Below are 18,268 nucleotides of genomic sequence, written 5' to 3' on the forward strand. Positions count from 1 at the left end.
AGGATCACCGTTCATGTCTCTGTTCTTTATCAAGCGACCCAACTTTGCCTGGGTGCTGGCCCTGTTCATTCTGCTGGCAGGCTTGATGGCCCTGCCCTCCTTGCCAGTGGCGCAGTACCCTGATGTGGCACCGCCGCAGATCACCATTACCGCTACTTACCCCGGCGCATCCGCGAAAGTGCTGGTCGACTCGGTGACCAGCGTCATCGAGGAAGAGCTGAACGGTGCCAAGGGCATGCTGTATTACGAATCGACCAGCAACTCGACCGGCAGCGCCGAAATCAACGTGACATTCGTACCGGGCACGAACCCGGACATGGCACAGGTTGAAGTTCAGAACCGTATCAAGAAGGCTGAAGCGCGCCTGCCGCAGACGGTGCTCAGCCAGGGCCTGCAAGTCGAACAGGCCAGCTCCGGCTTCCTGTTGATCTTTACCCTGAACTACAAGGACGGCTCGGCCACCAAGGATACGGTCGCGCTGGCCGACTACGCGGCCCGCAACGTCAATAACGAAATCAGTCGGGTGAACGGTGTCGGCAGGTTGCAGTTTTTCGCCGCCGAAGCCGCAATGCGGGTCTGGATCGACCCGCAGAAGCTGGTGGGCTATGGGCTGTCCATCGACGACGTGAATGCGGCCATTCGTGCGCAGAACGTGCAGGTTCCCGCAGGCAGCTTCGGCAGCAGCCCGGGCTCATCACTGCAGGAATTGACCGCAACACTGGCGGTCAAGGGCACGCTGGACAACCCGGAGGAGTTCGGCCGCATCGTATTGCATGCCAACGAAGACGGCTCCACGGTGCATTTGTCCGATGTGGCACGCGTGGCCATCGGCAGTCAGGATTACAGTTTTGAATCGCGCCTGAACGGGCAACGTGCAGTGGCTGGTGCCGTGCAACTGTCGCCAGGTGCCAATGCGATCCAGACTGCCCGGGCAGTCAATCAGCGCCTCACCGAGCTGTCGGTCAATTTCCCGGAAGGCGTCGAGTTTTCGATACCGTACGACACCTCGCGCTTCGTCGACGTGGCCATCGACAAGGTGATCTACACCCTGATCGAGGCCATGGTGCTGGTGTTTCTGGTGATGTTTCTGTTTCTGCAGAACATTCGCTACACGCTTATCCCGACCATCGTGGTGCCGGTGTGCCTGGCCGGGACCCTGGCGATCATGTACCTGATGGGCTTCTCGGTGAACATGATGACCATGTTCGGCATGGTGCTGGCCATCGGCATTCTGGTCGACGACGCCATTGTGGTGGTGGAAAACGTCGAGCGGATCATGGCCGAAGAAGGCCTTTCTCCGGCAGCCGCAACAGTCAAGGCGATGCAGCAGGTCTCCGGCGCGATTTTCGGTATCACGCTGGTACTGGCCGCAGTGTTTCTGCCGCTGGCGTTCATGGGGGGTTCGGTCGGGGTCATCTACCAGCAGTTCTCGCTGTCGCTGGCCGTGTCGATTCTGTTCTCGGGTTTCCTGGCCCTGACCTTTACCCCGGCACTGTGTGCCACGTTGCTCAAGCCGATTCCGGCCGGGCACAGTGAGAAGCGCGGGTTCTTCGGCGGCTTCAATCGGCTGTTCGGTAGATTCACCGACCGTTACGAGCGGGTCAGTTCCAGCATGATCAAACGCGCTGGCCGCTACATGCTGTTGTACGTCGGTATCGTCGGTCTGCTGGGTTTTTTCTACCTGCGTCTGCCGGAATCCTTTGTGCCCGTGGAAGATCAGGGCTACCTGATCATCGACGTGCAACTGCCGCCCGGCGCGACCCGGTCGCGTACCGACCTCACCGCGCAATTGCTCGAGAACTACATGTTGTCCCGCGAAGCCACAGGTGCGGTGACCATGCTGCTGGGCTTCAGCTTCTCGGGCATGGGTGAAAACGCCGGTCTTGCGTTCCCGACCCTGAAGGACTGGTCGGAGCGCGGCAAGGGCCAGTCGGCAGCTGAAGAAGCGGCGGCGTTCAACCAGCATTTTTCCGGGCTCGCCGACGGTACGGTGATGGCGGTGACGCCTCCGCCCATTGACGGCCTGGGCACCTCGGGCGGCTTCTCGCTGCGCCTGCAGGACCGTGCAGGCCTGGGCCGCGAAGCCCTGCTGGCGGCACGCGACAAGCTGCTCGGCGAGGCCAACGGCAACCCGAAGATTCTCTACGCGATGATGGAAGGTCTGGCCGAAGCGCCGCAATTGCGCCTGAATATCGACCGCGAAAAAGCCCGTGCGCTTGGCGTGAGTTTCGAATCGATCAGCAATGCGCTGTCCACCGCCTTCGGCTCCTCGGTGATCAGCGATTTCGCCAATGCCGGACGTCAGCAGCGTGTGGTCGTGCAGGCAGAACAAAGTTCGCGAATGACTCCGGAAAGCGTACTCAAGCTCTACGTGCCCAACAGCAGCGGCACGCTGGTGCCGCTGGGCGCATTCGTTTCGACGCAATGGGAACAAGGCCCGGTGCAGATCGCCCGCTACAACGGCTACCCCGCGTTCAGGATTTCCGGCGATGCAGCACCGGGTGTGAGTACAGGTGAAGCGATGGCGGAAATCGAACGGATCGTTTCCGAGCTGCCGCAAGGCATCGGCTATGAATGGACCGGCCTCTCCTATCAGGAAAGAGTCGCCAGCGGCCAGGCAGCCAGCCTGTTCGGCCTGGCGCTGCTGGTGGTGTTCCTGCTGCTGGTTGCGCTGTATGAAAGCTGGGCGATTCCGCTGGTGGTCATGCTGATCGTACCCGTCGGTGCGCTGGGCTCCGTGCTGGCAGTGACTGCGGTCGGCATGCCTAACGATGTGTATTTCAAGGTCGGGTTGATCACCATCATCGGGCTGGCAGCAAAAAACGCGATTCTCATCGTCGAATTCGCCAAGGAGCTGTGGGATCAAGGCCATTCGCTGCGTGACGCGGCACTTCAGGCTGCGCGACTGCGCTTGCGGCCGATTGTCATGACATCGCTGGCCTTCATCCTTGGCGTCGTGCCCCTCACGCTGGCGACCGGCGCAGGCGCTGCGAGCCAGCGCGCGATCGGCACCGGCGTCATAGGCGGCATGCTCAGCGCTACACTGCTGGGCGTGATTCTGGTGCCGATATTTTTTGTCTGGGTGCTGTCAGTGTTGCGCCGTAAGCCGCATGTACAGCAGGTTGATGACGATAAACACCTGCCCGAGAAACAATAAACAGTAAGCGGCCAGCGGGCTGGCGGGCTTCAATCCCGTCACTCCGCCGTTGGTCTGCTGCCGGCTTGCGCGTCCGCCGATGCCTTGACGCGGGTCCAGGCCGGCAGTGTGCTGGTAGCGATTTCCGACGCCACATTCACACGGTTGCGACCTTGCGACTTGGCAGCATACAGCGCACGGTCGGCAAGTTCGATCAGGCTGCGCTGGTCGAGCTGCCGATCCGTGCCGACGAATGTGGCGACACCGAGGCTGACCGTCACGATGCCAAACGGGCTGGCGGGATGCTCGATCTGCTCGTCGCGAATAGCCTGCAGGATGTTCTCGGCCACCTGACGAGCACTCGACTCGTCAGTGCCGGGCAGCACCACCGCGATCTCTTCACCGCCATAACGAGCAGCGACATCACCGGGGCGGCGGATGCATTGTTCGACCACACGGGCCAGTGCCACCAGGCACTCGTCACCGGCCAGATGGCCGTAGTGATCGTTGTAGCGCTTGAAATGATCGGCATCTATCAGAATCAGTGACAGAAGGCTGCGCTCGCGTCTGGCACGCTTGAATTCAACCTCCAGAAACTGATCGAACCGTCTGCGATTGGCCAGCCCGGTGAGCTTGTCTTCCGAGGCTATGAACTCCAGGTGCTGATTCAACTGGATGAGGGCTGCCTGAGAATCGAGTAACTGATCTTCCGCGCGGATGCGGCTGTGAATGTGCCCGATCAGGCGGATGCCAAGGCCGACCACCAGCCCGAGCAGCACCAGCATGACCAGAATCGACTGCTTGGTCTGGCCCAACCAGTCGAGCATGGCCTCTTTCTGGCCCAGCGCGACCACAGTGACAATCGGGTACACGGCGCTGCGCTTGAACGCATAAAAACGCGCGACACCGTCGATTCTGGAGACAAACTGAGTGGTGCCAGAGGGTCGATTGCGCTCAGAAGTAAAGATCGGCGTCGATGAGAGGTCACGCCCGATTTCCACTTCCAGGTGCGGATAGCGCACACGCAACTGCCCGGCCGCCGACGTGAGGCTGATGATGCCGGTTTTGCCGACCTGAATATCCGAATAGAACTTCAACAGATGATCGACACCAATGGTCACGACCATCAGCCCGGCAAAACTCGAGTCAGGGTGGTTGATGCGCCTGCTGACCGATATGACCCATTCGCCGGAGGCACGACTGCGGATCGTCGGGCCGATGAAAGGTGCTTTGCCAGGCGTCTGCAGGTGGTGCTGAAAGAACTCGCGCTGGGCGCTGTTGACGCCAATGGCCTTGGGATTGGTTGAAAAGGTGCAAATGCCGTCAGCGTTGTACAGCGAAACCGTGTCGATTTGCGGCAACGCGCCCATTTCACGGGCAATGACCCATCTGAGACGCTCCATCTGCTCGGGCCCGGCACCGTCTCTTTCGACACGCTCCGTCAGGCCGATCAGCATCAGCTCGCTTTGTTTGAAAATGCCATCGGTGTAAGTGCTCAGCGCCCCAGCCAGATTAATCGTGCTGGTCTGGATGTTCTCCAGCGTGTTGCGGCGCGCGGTCCATGCTTGCCAGGCCATCAACATCACCACGCAGGCGCACACTACGAAGATCAGCCATGACGCAAGCCGAAGGTCGCGTTTCAAAACTTGCCTCCACAACAGGTGAGAACCAGTGCATCTGGTTTTTCTGAAAACCGGACCTGATTGCTCAGGGGCCATCGACAATCCTTTCGCTATCAACTGCCATTGTCGGCAAGCGTTCGGCCGTACCTGAAGGCCTGGCATTAATGAAGCATGCCAGAGAGTGGCATCATAATGCCACGTACAGCGGTCTATTGGTTGATCGGGGTTCAACATACGCAGACAGGCACGCACTGGATCACAGTGGTGCCTGATTTTCTGGAGGGCTGTTTTCTGAAGGGGCTGGAAGCGAAGCTCGCTTACAGGGGCAAGGCAGGACGCACGTATTTGCCGGGCTTCATGCTGTTTCGGCGACAGGTCTGCGCAGTGCCGCTGCTTCCAGCTCGCGCACTAAAGGCAGCACGTGCTCGCCGAAATAGGCGACTTCTTCCTGGAAATGCAGAAATGCGGAAAGTACCAGATCGACACCAACGGACTTGAGCTCGACGATGCGCTCGGCAATCTGACGCGGCGTGCCGATCAAATTGGTCTTGAAGCCATCGTTGTACTGCACCAGATCCTGAAAGGTGGATTTGGCCCAATTGCCCTCGCCTTCCGGGCTGGCCTTGCCGGCCTGTTTCGCGGCATCACCAAACGCATTGACGGCTTCCGGATCTGCCTTGTCGACAATTTCAGCCAGCACCGCTCGCGCCTCTTCTTCGGTGTCCCGGGCAATGATGAAGGCATTGACGCCGATCTTCACTGAATGGCCGTTCGCGGCAGCCTTGGCTCGAATGTCATCAACCTGAGCCTTGATGCCTTCGATAGTATTGCCGTTGGTGAAATACCAGTCTGACACCCGGGCCGCCATATCCCGTGCAGCACGTGAGCTGCCGCCCTGAAAGATCTCGGGATGAGGACGCTGGATCGGCTTGGGTTTGAGGGTGTAATCGTGGAAGCGATAGAAGTCGCCCTTGAAGGTAAAATTGTCGGTGGTCCAGATACCCTTGAGGGCCCTAATGAACTCTTCGGAACGGCGATAGCGCTCGTCGTGCTCCAACCAGGGTTCGCCAATGGCCTGAAACTCGCCCTTGAACCAGCCGCTGACAATATTGACCGCCACGCGCCCGGCGGTGAGCTGATCAATGGTTGCCAGTTGCTTGGCCGCAACAGAGGGCGTCCATGGACCTGGCAATATTGCTGCAATGACTTTGAGCTTTTCGGTGGCCGCCAACAGAGCATGGCTGAACGCTACGGACTCATGCTGGAATTCCGCACCGTAACCGGCAGTGAAGCGAATTTGCGTCAGCGCATATTCGAAACCGGATTGTTCGGCGATCTGCGCCAGCTTGCGGTTGTAGTCGATGGTCCAACTGGTACGCTGTTCGATCTTGCTGACGACCAGACCACCGCTGACGTTCGGCACCCAGTACGCAAATTTTATGGAAGATTGGCTCATATCGGCACTCCTCTGACTGCAGGCTTCCCGAGCGCATTAGTCGAACGGGCTTGCAGAACCACAGAGCAGCAACCGTGCCAGACAGTTAAATGAATTACAGATCAAAGAGTTGCAATGCCTGGAGGACAGCGTCAACTGTTTGCACTTCGGCAAGCTGTCGAAACACTGTTGCCAGGGCAACAGCGTCTGGCCGGGTTGCGCATTCATGCAGTGTTTAATTTAGCGGAAACAAACCGACGGAAGGCTGATCGCGCAGCTATCCAGAATCAAATGGCTAGGGTATTTTTGGATCCAATGAAACCGCGTTCATCCGCAGGAGCACCGATGAAACTGCATGCCTTTTTACTGGCCTTGATGATCCCCGCACTGTCGGCGCATGCCGAAGCCAAAACCATAAACGTCCCTCATGACCCGACCGGGCAGCACGCGCTGGTGGAGAAAAGCGGCAGTCCCCAAGCGCGCGTCGTCGTCACTCGACGTGAAGGTCTGCTGGGCGTGATCTACTCCAAGCGCGTCTACAACTGCGCCAATCACACAGTGAACCTGGTGGGCACCGGCTCTACTCTGGAAATCATGCAACAGGCTCGCGCCGTCAGCGGCATGGGTCCGGTGATACGCGATTCCACAGCCGACTACATCGAGTCCGAAGCCTGCAGTTGATGTCGCACTGATCAAGCACCTCCCCGGCTGAATTCACTACGCCCGAAAGCGCCTCTCATGAGGCGCTTTTTTCGTTTCGGCTACCTCGCCATTCAGCCAACACGTCGGACGCAAAAAACGCTTGCATGCAAAGTATTACGGTATACCATCAGACAGAAATAACTCACCATGCCCGTGCAGGCAGCAGGATTTAAGCGAGGTAAGTGTCATGAAGTTTTCGTTGTTCGTGCACATGGAACGCTGGGATGAAAGTGTCAGTCATCGCCAGCTTTTTGAAGACCTGACCGAGCTGACGCTGATGGCCGAGCAAGGCGGTTTCAGCACCGTGTGGATCGGCGAACACCATGCGATGGAATACACAATATCGCCGAGCCCCATGCCGCTGCTGGCGTATCTGGCCGCCAGAACAACGCGCATTCATCTGGGGGCGGGTACCATCATTGCGCCGTTCTGGCATCCGTTGCGGGTGGCAGGAGAATGCGCGCTGCTGGATGTGATCAGCAACGGGCGCATGGAAGTCGGCCTGGCGCGCGGTGCCTATCAAGTGGAGTTCGACCGCATGGCGGGCGGCATGCCGGCCTCCGAAGGCGGCAAGGCGTTGCGCGAAATGGTGCCGGTAGTCCGTGCGCTGTGGCAGGGTGACTATGCCCACGACGGCGATATCTGGAAATTCCCGACTTCGACCTCCGTACCCAAGCCAATCAACACGCCACCCATGTGGATCGCTGCTCGCGACCCTGATTCGCATAACTTCGCCGTGCAGAACGGCTGCAACGTGATGGTCACGCCATTGATGAAAGGCGACGAAGAAGTCGTCGACCTGAAGAACAAGTTCGAAGCAGCGCTGGCCAATAACCCCGACGTACCTCGTCCACAACTGATGGTTTTGCGCCACACGCATGTGCATGCTGCGGACAATCCTGAGGGCTGGAAAACCGGTGCTGCCGCCATCGCGAAGTTCTACCGCACCTTCGACGCCTGGTTCGGCAACAAGCAGACGCCGGTGAATGGTTTTCTGGCACCCAGCCCGGAAGAGAAATTCAAGGAGCGTCCGGAGTTCGAGCTGGAGAATATCCGCAAGAACACCATGATCGGCACGCCGGAAGAGATCATCCCGCGCATCCGCCATTACCAGGAGCTGGGAGTCGACGAGTTCAGTTTCTGGTGCGACAACAGCTTGCCGCACGCGGAGAAGAAAAAATCACTTGAGCTGTTTATCAAGCACGTGGTGCCGGTGTTTCGTTGAGCTGAACGAGAACGACAGCTCGCTTGCCAATACTCCGCGTTGGCGTGCAGTTCAGGACGCTCCGCGCCCCTTGCGACGCAGAGCGTCGCGAAATGCATTCCCACGCTGGAGCGTGCGGAACGAGAGGTGTCTGGACTTTACTCTCGCTCCACTCAGTTAAGGCCAACCTTCAATGGTTATAAGCCCGCTCGTTATGCTCGGCCAGATCCAGCCCCATCTCTTCCACTGATTCATGCGCACGCAGGCCGATCAGTGCCTGCACGGCCTTGAGGATGATCCAGCTGACTGCGAAGCAATATACCGTGGTGAACAGCACGCCTTTGATCTGGGCAATTACCTGAGCTCCCATGCTGACATCCGGCACCAGCCCGCCCAGTGAGGGCACGCAGAACACGCCGGTCAGCACTGCGCCGATCATGCCGCCGATGCCGTGCAGGCCGAACACGTCGAGGCTGTCGTCATAACCCAGGCGTTTTTTCAGCACGGTCACGCTCAGGTAGCAGAACACCCCGCACAGCACGCCAATCGCCAGTGCCCCGCCGACGCCGACATAGGCACAGGCAGGCGTAATGCCGACCAGCCCCGCCAGCGCGCCGCTTGCCAGACCCAGCGCGCTGGGTTTGCCGACCTTGAACCACTCGGTGAACATCCAGCCGAGTATCCCGGCGCAGGCCCCCACTTGCGTGTTGAGCATGACGATGCCGGAAGTGCCGTTCAGGCCGCCACCAGAGCCGATATTGAAACCAAACCAGCCGACCCAGAGCATCGCCGCGCCAGCCATGGTCAGGCTCAGGTTGTGCGCAGGCATCGGGGTATTCTGATAGCCCTTGCGTTTGCCCAGCACCAGACACGCCGCCAGTGCCGCGACACCGGCATTGATGTGCACAGCGGTGCCACCAGCAAAGTCCAGCACGCCCCAGTTATGCATCAGTGCACCTGCCCCGCCCCAGACCATATGCGCGACCGGCGCATACACCAGCGTAAACCAGAGCGCCATGAACAGCAGCGCGGCCGAGAATTTCATGCGTGCGGCAAAGGCTCCGGCAATCAGCGCAGGCGTGATAATGGCGAAGGTCATCTGGAAGGTCACAAACACGCCTTCCGGAATGTCACCGACCAGACTGTCGGGGGTCATGCCGGCCAGAAACGCGCGGCTCAGTCCGCCGACAAAGCTGTTGAAGCTCACCTGCCCTTCGACCATGTTGCTGGTATCCACTACCATGCTGTACCCGTAGATGACCCACAGCACGCCGACCACTCCGGCAATGCCGAAGCACTGAGTGAACAGCGACAACATGTTCTTGGCCCGTACCAGCCCGCCGTAAAACAGCGCCAGCCCCGGAAGGCACATGAACAGCACCAGCACTGCTGCGGTGATCATCCACGCCGTGCTGCCGGTGTTCAAAACGGGGGCGTCAGCTGCCTGCGCAATCGGAGCGAAGGCGCCTGGCGCGAGTAAAGCTGTAAGGGATTTGCCGTGTAGACGATTGACCATGTTCAAAGCTCCCGCGTGTCTGGCAGCAAGAAAGGTCATCGAGACAGGCGAGGCTCTTCGGCCTCTTGGGGGTCAAGTTCTCGTGGCGCGAATGGCGTTATATAAGTCCGATGAGCCCGAAAGCGGGGCTTAAACCACCAAGGTTCTCGTTCCCACGCTCCGCGTGGTAATGCAGTCGTGACGCTCCGCGTCACACAGTTCTGCGACTCAGTGAGATTCAGGCTCGACTTGAGTCACCTTTTCGCCCCTCGGCGACCTACTTTAATGGGGCCAAAGTAGGCAAATCCCTTCGCTCCTGTTTCCGGCCCGACTTCGTCGGGTTCCTTCGCCCTGTCACTGATCCGGGGGTCGCCGCAACGGACCATCCATGGTCCGGTGCGGCTAGCCTGGCGTCCTGCCAGGCTACCCCCGGATCAGCGCCAGGACTCAGCCGTCACTAACGTCGCACTCTGCGTCGTCTGTGCCATCGCGGTCGATAAGCACGTTATCGAATCAGTAACCAGAACCCGGAATCCACGACGTCCCGGCCAAGGGCACTCGGGCCATCGCCGCAGACTCGACGGTCAGCGCCACCAGGTCTTCCGGGTCGAGGTTGTGCAGGTGCGACTTGCCGCAGGCGCGGGCCATGGTCTGAGCCTCCAGCACCAGCACGCGCAGGTAGTTGGCCAGACGCCGACCGCCTTCGACCGGGTCGAGACGTTTGGACAGTTCCGGGTCCTGGGTGGTGATGCCCGCAGGGTCGCGGCCGTTCTGCCAGTCGTCGTAGTAACCCGCTGCCGAGCCGATCTTTCTCAGTTCTTCGTCGAGACGCGGATGGTTGTCGCCCAGGGCTATCAAAGCGGCTGTACCAATTGCCACTGCATCAGCGCCCAGAGCCATGGCCTTGGCCACGTCGGCGCCGTTGCGGATGCCGCCGGAGACGATCAACTGCACCTTGCGGTGCATGCCCATCTCCTGCAGCGCCTGCACGGCTTGCGGGATGGCAGGCAGAATCGGAATGCCGACGTGCTCGATGAACACTTCCTGAGTGGCCGCAGTACCGCCCTGCATGCCGTCGAGCACAATCACGTCAGCACCAGCCTTCACCGCCAGCTTGACGTCGTAGTACGGGCGGCTGGCACCTATCTTCACGTAGATCGGCTTTTCCCAGTCGGTGATCTCGCGGATCTCGGCAATCTTGATTGCCAGATCGTCGGGGCCGGTCCAGTCCGGGTGTCGGCACGCAGAACGCTGATCGACGCCGACCGGCAAGGTGCGCATGCCAGCCACGCGCTCGGTCACTTTCATGCCCAGCAACATGCCGCCGCCACCGGGTTTGGCGCCCTGCCCCAGGACGATTTCGATGGCATCGGCCTTGCGCAGATCGTCGGGATTCATGCCGTAACGCGATGGCAGGTACTGGTAGACCAGATGCTGCGACTGACCGCGCTCTTCCGGGGTCATGCCGCCATCGCCGGTGGTGGTACTGGTGCCGGCAATGGTTGCGCCGCGGCCCAGCGCTTCCTTGGCGTTGGCCGACAATGCGCCGAAGCTCATGCCTGCGATAGTCACCGGAATTTTCAGGTACAGCGGCTTTTTGGCGAAACGATTACCCAGCACCACGTCGGTGCCGCACTTCTCGCGATAGCCTTCCAGCGGGTAGCGCGAGACGCTTGCGCCAAGCAGCAGCAGGTCGTCGAAGTGCGGCAGCTTGCGCTTGGTGCCGCCACCGCGAATGTCGTAGATGCCGGTTTCCGCAGCACGCTGGATTTCCTGAATGGTCAGGCGATCAAAGGTGGCCGACTCGCGCAGGACTGGAGCAGGTTTGTTGCTGATAGGGTCGCTCATGGTAATGCTCCTGAATCAGTACGCGGAGGCGTTATCGACTTTGAAGTTGTAAAGCTGACGGGCCGAGCCATAGCGTTTGAAATCCGCGGCCTTCTCGTTGAAGCCCGCGCGATTGAGCAGCTCCTGCAACTCCTGCAGATGCTCTTCGCGCATCTCCTTGGCGATGCAGTCAGAGCCCAGCGACTCGACCTTGCCTTTGACGTAGATCCGCGTTTCGTACAACGAGTCACCCAGCGCATCGCCCGCGTCGCCGCAGACCACCAGCCGACCGGCCTGGCCCATGAAGCAGCTCATGTGGCCGATGCTGCCGCCGACCACAATGTCGATGCCTTTCATGGAAATGCCACAGCGCGCTCCGGCATCGCCTTCAATCACCAGCAAACCGCCGTGCGCCGTGGCACCTGCCGCCTGCGAGGCGCTGCCCTTGACCCGGACTGCGCCGGACATCATGTTCTCGGCGCAACCAACACCCACATTGCCGTGCACGGTGATCGAAGCTTTCTGGTTCATACCCGCGCAGTAATAGCCGGCATGGCCCTGAATATCGATGGAGATGGCCTCGTTGACGCCGACCGCCAGGTTATGCGCGCCGTCAGGATGGGTGACCAGCCATTCGCGCTCTTGCAATGCCTTGACCTGATCGTGCAGAGCCTGGTTGAGATCACGCACGGTGGCGCTGGAAAGATCGACGGTTTTCATGAGCGTGCTCCCTCGGCTGGCTCGCGTTCCCAGATGTACATAGTGGCAGGGACCGGTTCCCAGACCCTGGCGTTTTCGATACCCGGCAGGCTGGACAGCGCCTGGTATTCCGAGGCCATGGCGACGTAATCGTCGGTTTCGGCGAGAATGGCCGGTTTGCAGGCAATCGGATCGCGAATCACCGCAAAACCATTGCGCGTGCCGATGGCGAAGGTAAAAAAGCCATCGAGGTCCTCCAGCGATTTGTCGAGCGCCTGCTTGAGGCTGTCGCCCTGTTGCAGGCGCCAGGCCAGATAACCGGCGGCCACCTCGGTGTCGTTGTCGGTCTCGAAGTGAATGCCTTCACGCCGCAGGTTCTGACGCAGGCGAAAGTGATTGGACAGCGAACCGTTGTGCACCAGACACAGGTCCGAACCCGTGGAAAACGGATGACTGCCTTCCATGGTCACCGCACTTTCAGTGGCCATGCGCGTATGGCCGATGATGTGGCTGCCCTTCATGGACGCCAGACCGAAGCGCTCGGAAATCTCCCTCGGCAACCCCATGCCCTTGAGGATCTCGATACTCTGTCCGGCGCTCATGATGCGCACGGTGGGCGCCAGCTGCGCCAGTGCAGCACGCACCGGGGCTTCTTCTGCCTGAATCTTCAATACCACGGCGCTGGCGTTCTGAAACCAGTCCAGTGGTGCATCCAGTCTGCTTTGCAGCGCCGCGATCAGCGCCTTGAAATCATACTGTTCGGTGGTGGCCTGCAAGGTCAGCTTGACCCAGCCCTGCGCCACTTCATCGCCATAAATGGCAAACCCGGCGCTGTCCGGCCCGCGGTCCGTCATAGCCTCGAGCATCGGTTCGAACAACCTGCCGAGTTGTGATTCCAGCGCCGGGTTCTTCAGATACAAACCAACGATTCCGCACATAAGCCTCACCTTGTTCGGAAGCGGCAAGCTTTTAGCTACAAGCTGCAAGCCAACCGCATAGACAGAAAAATTCAATACGCCGCAATCCAGCTTCTTATTGCAGCCTGAAGCTTGAAACGTGCAGCTAGAAAAACTCGATATAACGCTTCACTTCCCAGTCACTCACGTGGCGGCTGTACTCCACCCATTCCATGCGTTTGAGGCGGAGGAACTCACCAACGATCTCGTTGCCCAGCACCTCGGCGAACAAAGGGTCGGCTTCGAGTGCATCGCAGGCTTCCTTGAGCGACTGCGGCAGGGTCTTGATGCCCCGTGCGGCGATTTCTTCCAGGCTCAATGTGTAAAGGTTCTCGTTGCAGACGTGATCGATCTCCAGCTGCCGGTCGATACCGTCCAGCCCTGCGGCGATGATCGCGGCGCTGACCAGATATGGGTTGCAACCGGCGTCCGGCAGGCGAAACTCGAGGCGGCCATAGGGCACCCGCACCATCGCCGAACGGTTGTTGGCGCCGAAGGCGATGAACGCTGGAGCCCAGGTCGCCCCCGACAGCGAGTTGCCGACCACCAGGCGTTTGTAGGAGTTGACCGTGGGTGCCGCGAAGGCACACAGCGCGGGGCCGTGAGCCAGCAGGCCAGCCGCAAAGTGATAGGCCATCTTCGACAGGCCCATGCCGCTGGGGTCGCTGGCGTCGTGAAACAGGTTCTTGCTGCTGGCACTGGCGATCGACAGGTGGAAGTGCATGCCGTTGCCCGCACGCTTCGGATCGGGTTTGGGCATGAACGAGCAGATCATGCCCATGTCGTTGGCGATCTCCCCGGCCGCCATGCGGAAGAAAGTGAAGCGGTCCGCCGACTCCATGGCCTCGCTGTAGGTGTAATTGATCTCGAACTGGCCGTTGGCGTCTTCGTGATCGATCTGATAAATGTCGAAGCCCACCGGCTGTAGCGCCTCGGTCAAACGCTCGAGAAACTCACGTGAACGCGACAGCCCCTTGTAGTCATAGCAAGGCTTGTCGAGGTTATCGCTGGCATCGACCATTTGCAGGCTGCCCGCAGCATCGCGCTTGAACAGGCTGAACTCGGGCTCCAGCCCGGTATTGAGGGTCCAGCCACGCTGGCTGAGGCGTTCGACCTGCTGCTGCAACACATAACGGCTGTCATAGGGCCACGGCTTGCCATCCACATGACCGATGCACACCACCCGCCCATACCCCGGCTGCCAGGGCACCGGGGTCAGCGACGACAGGTCGCCCCTGGCCATGAAGTCCGGGCCGTGGGGTTCCATGCCCATGCCGCAGATAGCGAAACCGGCGAACCCGGCACCGTCCTCTGCAACCATTTCCAGGCCCGTCACAGGAACCGACTTGGTCTTGGCCGAACCATGAATATCCACGAACTGAGCCAGCACGTACTTGATGCCGTGCTGTTCGATCAGGCGCTGTGTTTCGGGTGGCAACATGGGACGTGTCTCCTGGCATGGCAAAACGTTTCAGGGAAGGAGCGTTGTTTCACTACCCGCCGAGAATATATTCTGAGCAGGAAATTTACTTTCCCTTTAGGAATGCAAAGCGCTTGCCAGTTTGGTATGCCAGCAAATCGAAGAGACGTGGAAGGGGCAATTCAGCTGTTTATATGGGAAACTTGTTTTCTCTCCGGGAATAATCTGCAACCGAAGCACGCGATGACAGCGGCAAAATGCACATTCCCAGTGCGAAATAAAAATTATTGAACGGAAACTGTGCGCAGCCGATGAATATGCCGACCGAACCGCATCCGAAATTGAAGCTTGAGCAATACCTGGGTATTCAGATCAAACGCCAGCGCCAGGCTCAGGAGCTGAAACTTGCCGACGTAGCGCGCATTGCCGGTATCAGCCAGGGCATGCTGAGCAAGATCGAAAATGCACAGGTGTCGACCAGTCTCGACAACCTCAGCCGTCTTTGCGACGTGCTGGGCATGCCCATGTCCAAGCTGTTCAGCCAGTACGATCAGCAAGGCAGCAGTGCACTGCTGGTGAAAGCCGATGAAGGGCTTGAGGTGGTAAGGCGCGGCACCGAGAAAGGCCACACCTATCACTTGCTCAACCATACCCGTGGGCCGAAGAAGAGTTTCGAGGCGTACATGGTGACGATGGACGATGCCAGCGAGGAGTTTCCGACCTTCTCACACCCCGGCACCGAGTTTCTCCACCTGCTCGAAGGCGAGCTGATCTACCGCCACGGCAATCAGCTGTATCCGATGCAGGCCGGTGACAGCCTGACCTTCGACGGCGACATTCCCCACGGTCCCGAGCAACTGGTGCAGGTGCCGATCAAGCTGCTGTCGATCATGAACTATGGTGCGCAGGGCGATTGAGGTCAGACCGGCAGCGGCGCGCCTGATGGCGCGCCGTGCCTACGGTGGTTACAGGTATTTCAACCAGCTGATATCGCGACGACGCGCCTTCAGCTCAGCGAACCAGCGCACGGCCGGAAACAGCAGCACCGCCAGTACCACCGAGGTCAGCCAGACACCCCATATGTGGTCGAAACCGAAGTATTTGCCCTGGTTGGTTCCCCAGATCACTACGGCAATCAGGTACAGAATCTTCAGGACGTACAGGTGCAGCAGGTAGAAAAACATCGGTGCCGAGCCGAGCACCACCAAGGGCCGCAACCAGCTTTTTTCCTGACTGCGTTCGAAGGCAATGAGAATCAGCAAACCGATCCCCAGCGTCAGGCTGATGAACAGCAACGACGGTGGGTATTTGGTGATGTTGAAGAAGCTCATGACCGTTTGCACGCCGGTCTCGCCAACGCTCCACGGTTTTTCACCGTAGCCGTTGATCATGCGCAGGACCACAAAGCCCGACAGCGCTCCCCCACCCCACATCCACAGGTTTGCACGTCGTTTCGAAGCCTCGTAACTACTCGCAAACCAAGGGCCTGCGGCGTAGCCCAGCGCGATAACGCCAATCCACGGCAATAACGGGTAAGAGGTACGGAAACGCAGGTTATCGGAGACCTCGATCCAGCCCCGATCATGCAGAATCGCCCACGGAATGTGCATGGCCGACTCGACACCGAAGTGCAGTGAGTCCAGCAGGTTATGCCCGGCAATGATCACCACGCCAATGACCACCAGCGCCCAGCGCGGCAGATACACCATCAGCGACAGCGCAACCATGCTCAGGCCGATGGCCCAGATCACTTGCAGGTAGATGATGGTCGGCGGGAACTGGAAGGTCCAGGCGAAGCTCACCAGGGTGAACTCCAGGGCAATGAGGAACAGCCCGCGCTTGAGCAGAAACGCCGACACGTCAGTCTTGCCCTGATATTTCTCGCCATACAGGTACGCCGAAAGCCCGGTCAGCAGAACAAACAGCGGCGCACATAAATGCGCCAGTGTGCGGCTGAAAAACAGGGCGGGCTCGGTGCTCGCGACCTCCATCGGGTCGAGGACCTGGCGGTGCAGGAAGAAGGTTTCCCGCACGTGGTCCAGCAGCATGAAAAGAATGATCAGCCCGCGCAGAGCATCGATAGAGCGCAGCCGTGATGCTGGCGCGCGGGTTGGTTGAACAACTGCTGTCATGAAAAATCCAGATCCGTAGCCGGAAGTGCAATGAGTCGATTGTGTTCTGTGTCAGAACTCGTTCTGAATTGCCTTGTAGCCGCGCACCAGGTCAATGTTGGTGTGCGCCACGTCTTCGGAAAATTCCGAGGCCGAAATGCTCACCGGCGGGAATTGCGAGAGCTCAGTATTAGGCCCGATCCGAGTGGTGGAAGGCACGTAAAAATTCTCCGGCAAATCGCGACCGTCGACCACCGAGTTGTGTCTGACCACACTGCCGTTGCCGACCTGGCAGTTGAACAGCACGCTGTTGAAGCCGATGAAGACGCGGTCTCCGACCATGCAAGGTCCGTGCACGATGGAGCGGTGGGCAATCGAGGTGAACTCGCCGATGGTCACCGCAGCACCCGATTTGGAGTGAATCACCACGCCATCCTGAATATTGGAATTGGCGCCGATGACAATCGGCTCCATGTCCCCTGTAGCGTCGACTTCGTCGGCGCGGATCACGGCATAGGGACCGACAAACACGTTGTCCTTGATGATCACCTTGCCGCAGATGATCGCGGTCTTATCGATGTAGGCGGACTCAGCAATGACCGGCAGATGGCCGGAAGGATTTTTACGGATCACGGAATGAAACCTCAGGACAGGTAGTTGGAAGTCTGGGCGGCCGCATCGTGCGGATGCAGGCTTTCGAAGTGACGCACACTGACGCTGGAGGCTGCATAGCGGCCTTCCAGCGCTTGCTGGACCTTGCGCGCGGCGTCTTCGACGTACATCAGGTTCTGGCCGTTGAGCCGGGCGAATGCCTGCTCGTCGGCACGCTTGACGGCGGTTTGTACCGGGGTGCCCAACGCCTGCTCGACCGCGTCGATCAGCGTCATCAGGCCCAGTTCGGTCGCCTGCTCTGCCACCCGCACCTGGACAGTAGCCACGCTGCGCTGGCTGTGCGGCGTGGCGAACGAGGCGTTCTCGCGCAGCCAGGTCGCAACCTGCATCGGGTCGACAAACGACTGCCTGCCAAAGCGTGCCGTAAAAGCCCCTTCCAGCAGTTGTCGAGACAGTGCAGCCGAGCACGGGCAGGTAGACGAATAAGTGATGTCGGCTGAAACATCGAGGCACAAACGGCCGGCGTGCCATGTGGCGTCAAGCTTCACCGGGTAGGATTTCCAGCCACTGAGCCCTTCGGTAATCAACGCCGGGCGACGGCACAGCAGATTGAAGCTCAGGGTGAGCCGGGCGCGGCTGGAATGGCAGTCCAGGTGACTTTCGACCATGGCTTCCAGCAGCGCACCCAGCGTATCGGGGCTCAGTATCTGGTGCTCGGCATACCTGTCGAGGAGCCGGTAGAGCCGCGACATATGGATACCTTTGACACTCGGATCGGCCAGATCGACTTGCAGATCGACATGCGCATGGACCGGATACCGGACGCCCGCTTCGGCCAGCCTGACGGGCACTTCGACGCCCTGCATGCCGACCCAGTCAAGTGAAACCAGGGCCGAGGAAACTTCCGTCAGGGCAACGTCTGGGAGGGGGTTGTTCATGTGCGTCAGTCGTCTCTTTGGCGAACCTCGCCGAGGGGGCGAAGCCTGATGTTGGCGGTTCACGGCCGCACAGCGTGCAGCCGCAAATTCGTTACACTATAACATCATGCT

The 18,268-nt window shown here is 59.6% G+C and carries 14 protein-coding genes; 4 read left to right on the forward strand and 10 right to left on the reverse strand.

The window, feature by feature from the left end; all coding sequences use genetic code 11:
• Positions 1–13: 13 nt before the first annotated feature.
• Positions 14–3,157 carry an efflux RND transporter permease subunit gene (locus FFH21_RS15450; RefSeq protein ID WP_011168860.1) on the forward strand — a complete coding sequence of 1,048 codons (3,144 nt, stop codon included), beginning with the start codon at positions 14–16 and terminating at the stop codon, positions 3,155–3,157.
• A gap of 38 nt (positions 3,158–3,195) precedes the next feature.
• On the opposite strand, the gene FFH21_RS15455 is transcribed toward FFH21_RS15450, so the two are convergent.
• The gene (locus tag FFH21_RS15455; protein WP_004660547.1) at positions 3,196–4,779 is read right to left on the reverse strand and encodes a sensor domain-containing diguanylate cyclase; all 1,584 of its coding nucleotides are present in this window, start codon (positions 4,777–4,779) and stop codon (positions 3,196–3,198) included.
• A 334-nt stretch (positions 4,780–5,113) separates the two neighbouring features.
• Positions 5,114–6,214: a dimethylsulfone monooxygenase SfnG gene (sfnG, locus tag FFH21_RS15460; protein WP_004660549.1), complete on the reverse strand. Its 1,101-nt coding sequence runs from the start codon at positions 6,212–6,214 to the stop codon at positions 5,114–5,116.
• Between the two features lie 324 nt (positions 6,215–6,538).
• Here sfnG and FFH21_RS15465 point away from each other — a divergent pair, with 324 nt between their 5' ends.
• Positions 6,539–6,874 carry a hypothetical protein gene (locus FFH21_RS15465; protein ID WP_004665564.1) on the forward strand — a complete coding sequence of 112 codons (336 nt, stop codon included), beginning with the start codon at positions 6,539–6,541 and terminating at the stop codon, positions 6,872–6,874.
• 208 nt (positions 6,875–7,082) lie between these two features.
• On the forward strand, positions 7,083–8,120 hold the full coding sequence (locus tag FFH21_RS15470; RefSeq protein ID WP_004660551.1) for an LLM class flavin-dependent oxidoreductase: 1,038 nt from the start codon (positions 7,083–7,085) through the stop codon (positions 8,118–8,120).
• 169 nt (positions 8,121–8,289) lie between these two features.
• Here the strand turns inward: FFH21_RS15470 and FFH21_RS15480 are convergent, their stop codons facing one another.
• The 5 genes from FFH21_RS15480 to glnT all read right to left on the reverse strand — a co-directional run bounded on the left by FFH21_RS15480 (position 8,290) and on the right by glnT (position 14,517).
• Positions 8,290–9,615, reverse strand: a complete 1,326-nt coding sequence (locus FFH21_RS15480; RefSeq protein ID WP_004660553.1) for an ammonium transporter — start codon at positions 9,613–9,615, stop codon at positions 8,290–8,292.
• Between the two features lie 492 nt (positions 9,616–10,107).
• A complete protein-coding gene (locus FFH21_RS15490) occupies positions 10,108–11,442 on the reverse strand; it encodes an FMN-binding glutamate synthase family protein (RefSeq protein ID WP_004660555.1) in 1,335 nt (444 codons plus the stop codon).
• A 15-nt stretch (positions 11,443–11,457) separates the two neighbouring features.
• A complete protein-coding gene (locus FFH21_RS15495; RefSeq protein WP_004665565.1) occupies positions 11,458–12,141 on the reverse strand; it encodes a protein glxC in 684 nt (227 codons plus the stop codon).
• Positions 12,138–13,058 carry a glutamine amidotransferase family protein gene (locus FFH21_RS15500; protein ID WP_004665566.1) on the reverse strand — a complete coding sequence of 307 codons (921 nt, stop codon included), beginning with the start codon at positions 13,056–13,058 and terminating at the stop codon, positions 12,138–12,140. The genes FFH21_RS15495 and FFH21_RS15500 overlap by 4 nt, the downstream gene beginning before the upstream one ends.
• 124 nt (positions 13,059–13,182) lie before the next feature.
• Positions 13,183–14,517: a type III glutamate--ammonia ligase gene (gene glnT / locus FFH21_RS15505; RefSeq protein ID WP_004665567.1), complete on the reverse strand. Its 1,335-nt coding sequence runs from the start codon at positions 14,515–14,517 to the stop codon at positions 13,183–13,185.
• A gap of 290 nt (positions 14,518–14,807) precedes the next feature.
• Between glnT and FFH21_RS15510 the strand changes: the two genes are divergently transcribed.
• Positions 14,808–15,413 (forward strand): helix-turn-helix domain-containing protein, encoded by a 606-nt coding sequence (locus FFH21_RS15510; RefSeq protein ID WP_004665568.1) that lies wholly within the window; start codon positions 14,808–14,810, stop codon positions 15,411–15,413.
• A 48-nt stretch (positions 15,414–15,461) separates the two neighbouring features.
• On the opposite strand, the gene FFH21_RS15515 is transcribed toward FFH21_RS15510, so the two are convergent.
• From FFH21_RS15515 to folE2, 3 genes are read right to left on the reverse strand one after another with little or no spacing between them, the layout of a single operon-like run.
• Positions 15,462–16,628, reverse strand: a complete 1,167-nt coding sequence (locus tag FFH21_RS15515) for a DUF1624 domain-containing protein (RefSeq protein ID WP_011168865.1) — start codon at positions 16,626–16,628, stop codon at positions 15,462–15,464.
• A 51-nt stretch (positions 16,629–16,679) separates the two neighbouring features.
• Positions 16,680–17,240 carry a carbonate dehydratase gene (locus FFH21_RS15520; protein WP_011168866.1) on the reverse strand — a complete coding sequence of 187 codons (561 nt, stop codon included), beginning with the start codon at positions 17,238–17,240 and terminating at the stop codon, positions 16,680–16,682.
• Positions 17,241–17,251: 11 nt separating this feature from the next.
• On the reverse strand, positions 17,252–18,157 hold the full coding sequence (gene folE2 / locus FFH21_RS15525) for a GTP cyclohydrolase FolE2 (protein ID WP_011168867.1): 906 nt from the start codon (positions 18,155–18,157) through the stop codon (positions 17,252–17,254).
• Between the last annotated feature and the right edge of the window lie 111 nt (positions 18,158–18,268).

Source organism: Pseudomonas sp. KBS0707 (assembly GCF_005937945.2).
GTDB classification, from domain to species: Bacteria; Pseudomonadota; Gammaproteobacteria; order Pseudomonadales; family Pseudomonadaceae; genus Aquipseudomonas; species Aquipseudomonas amygdali.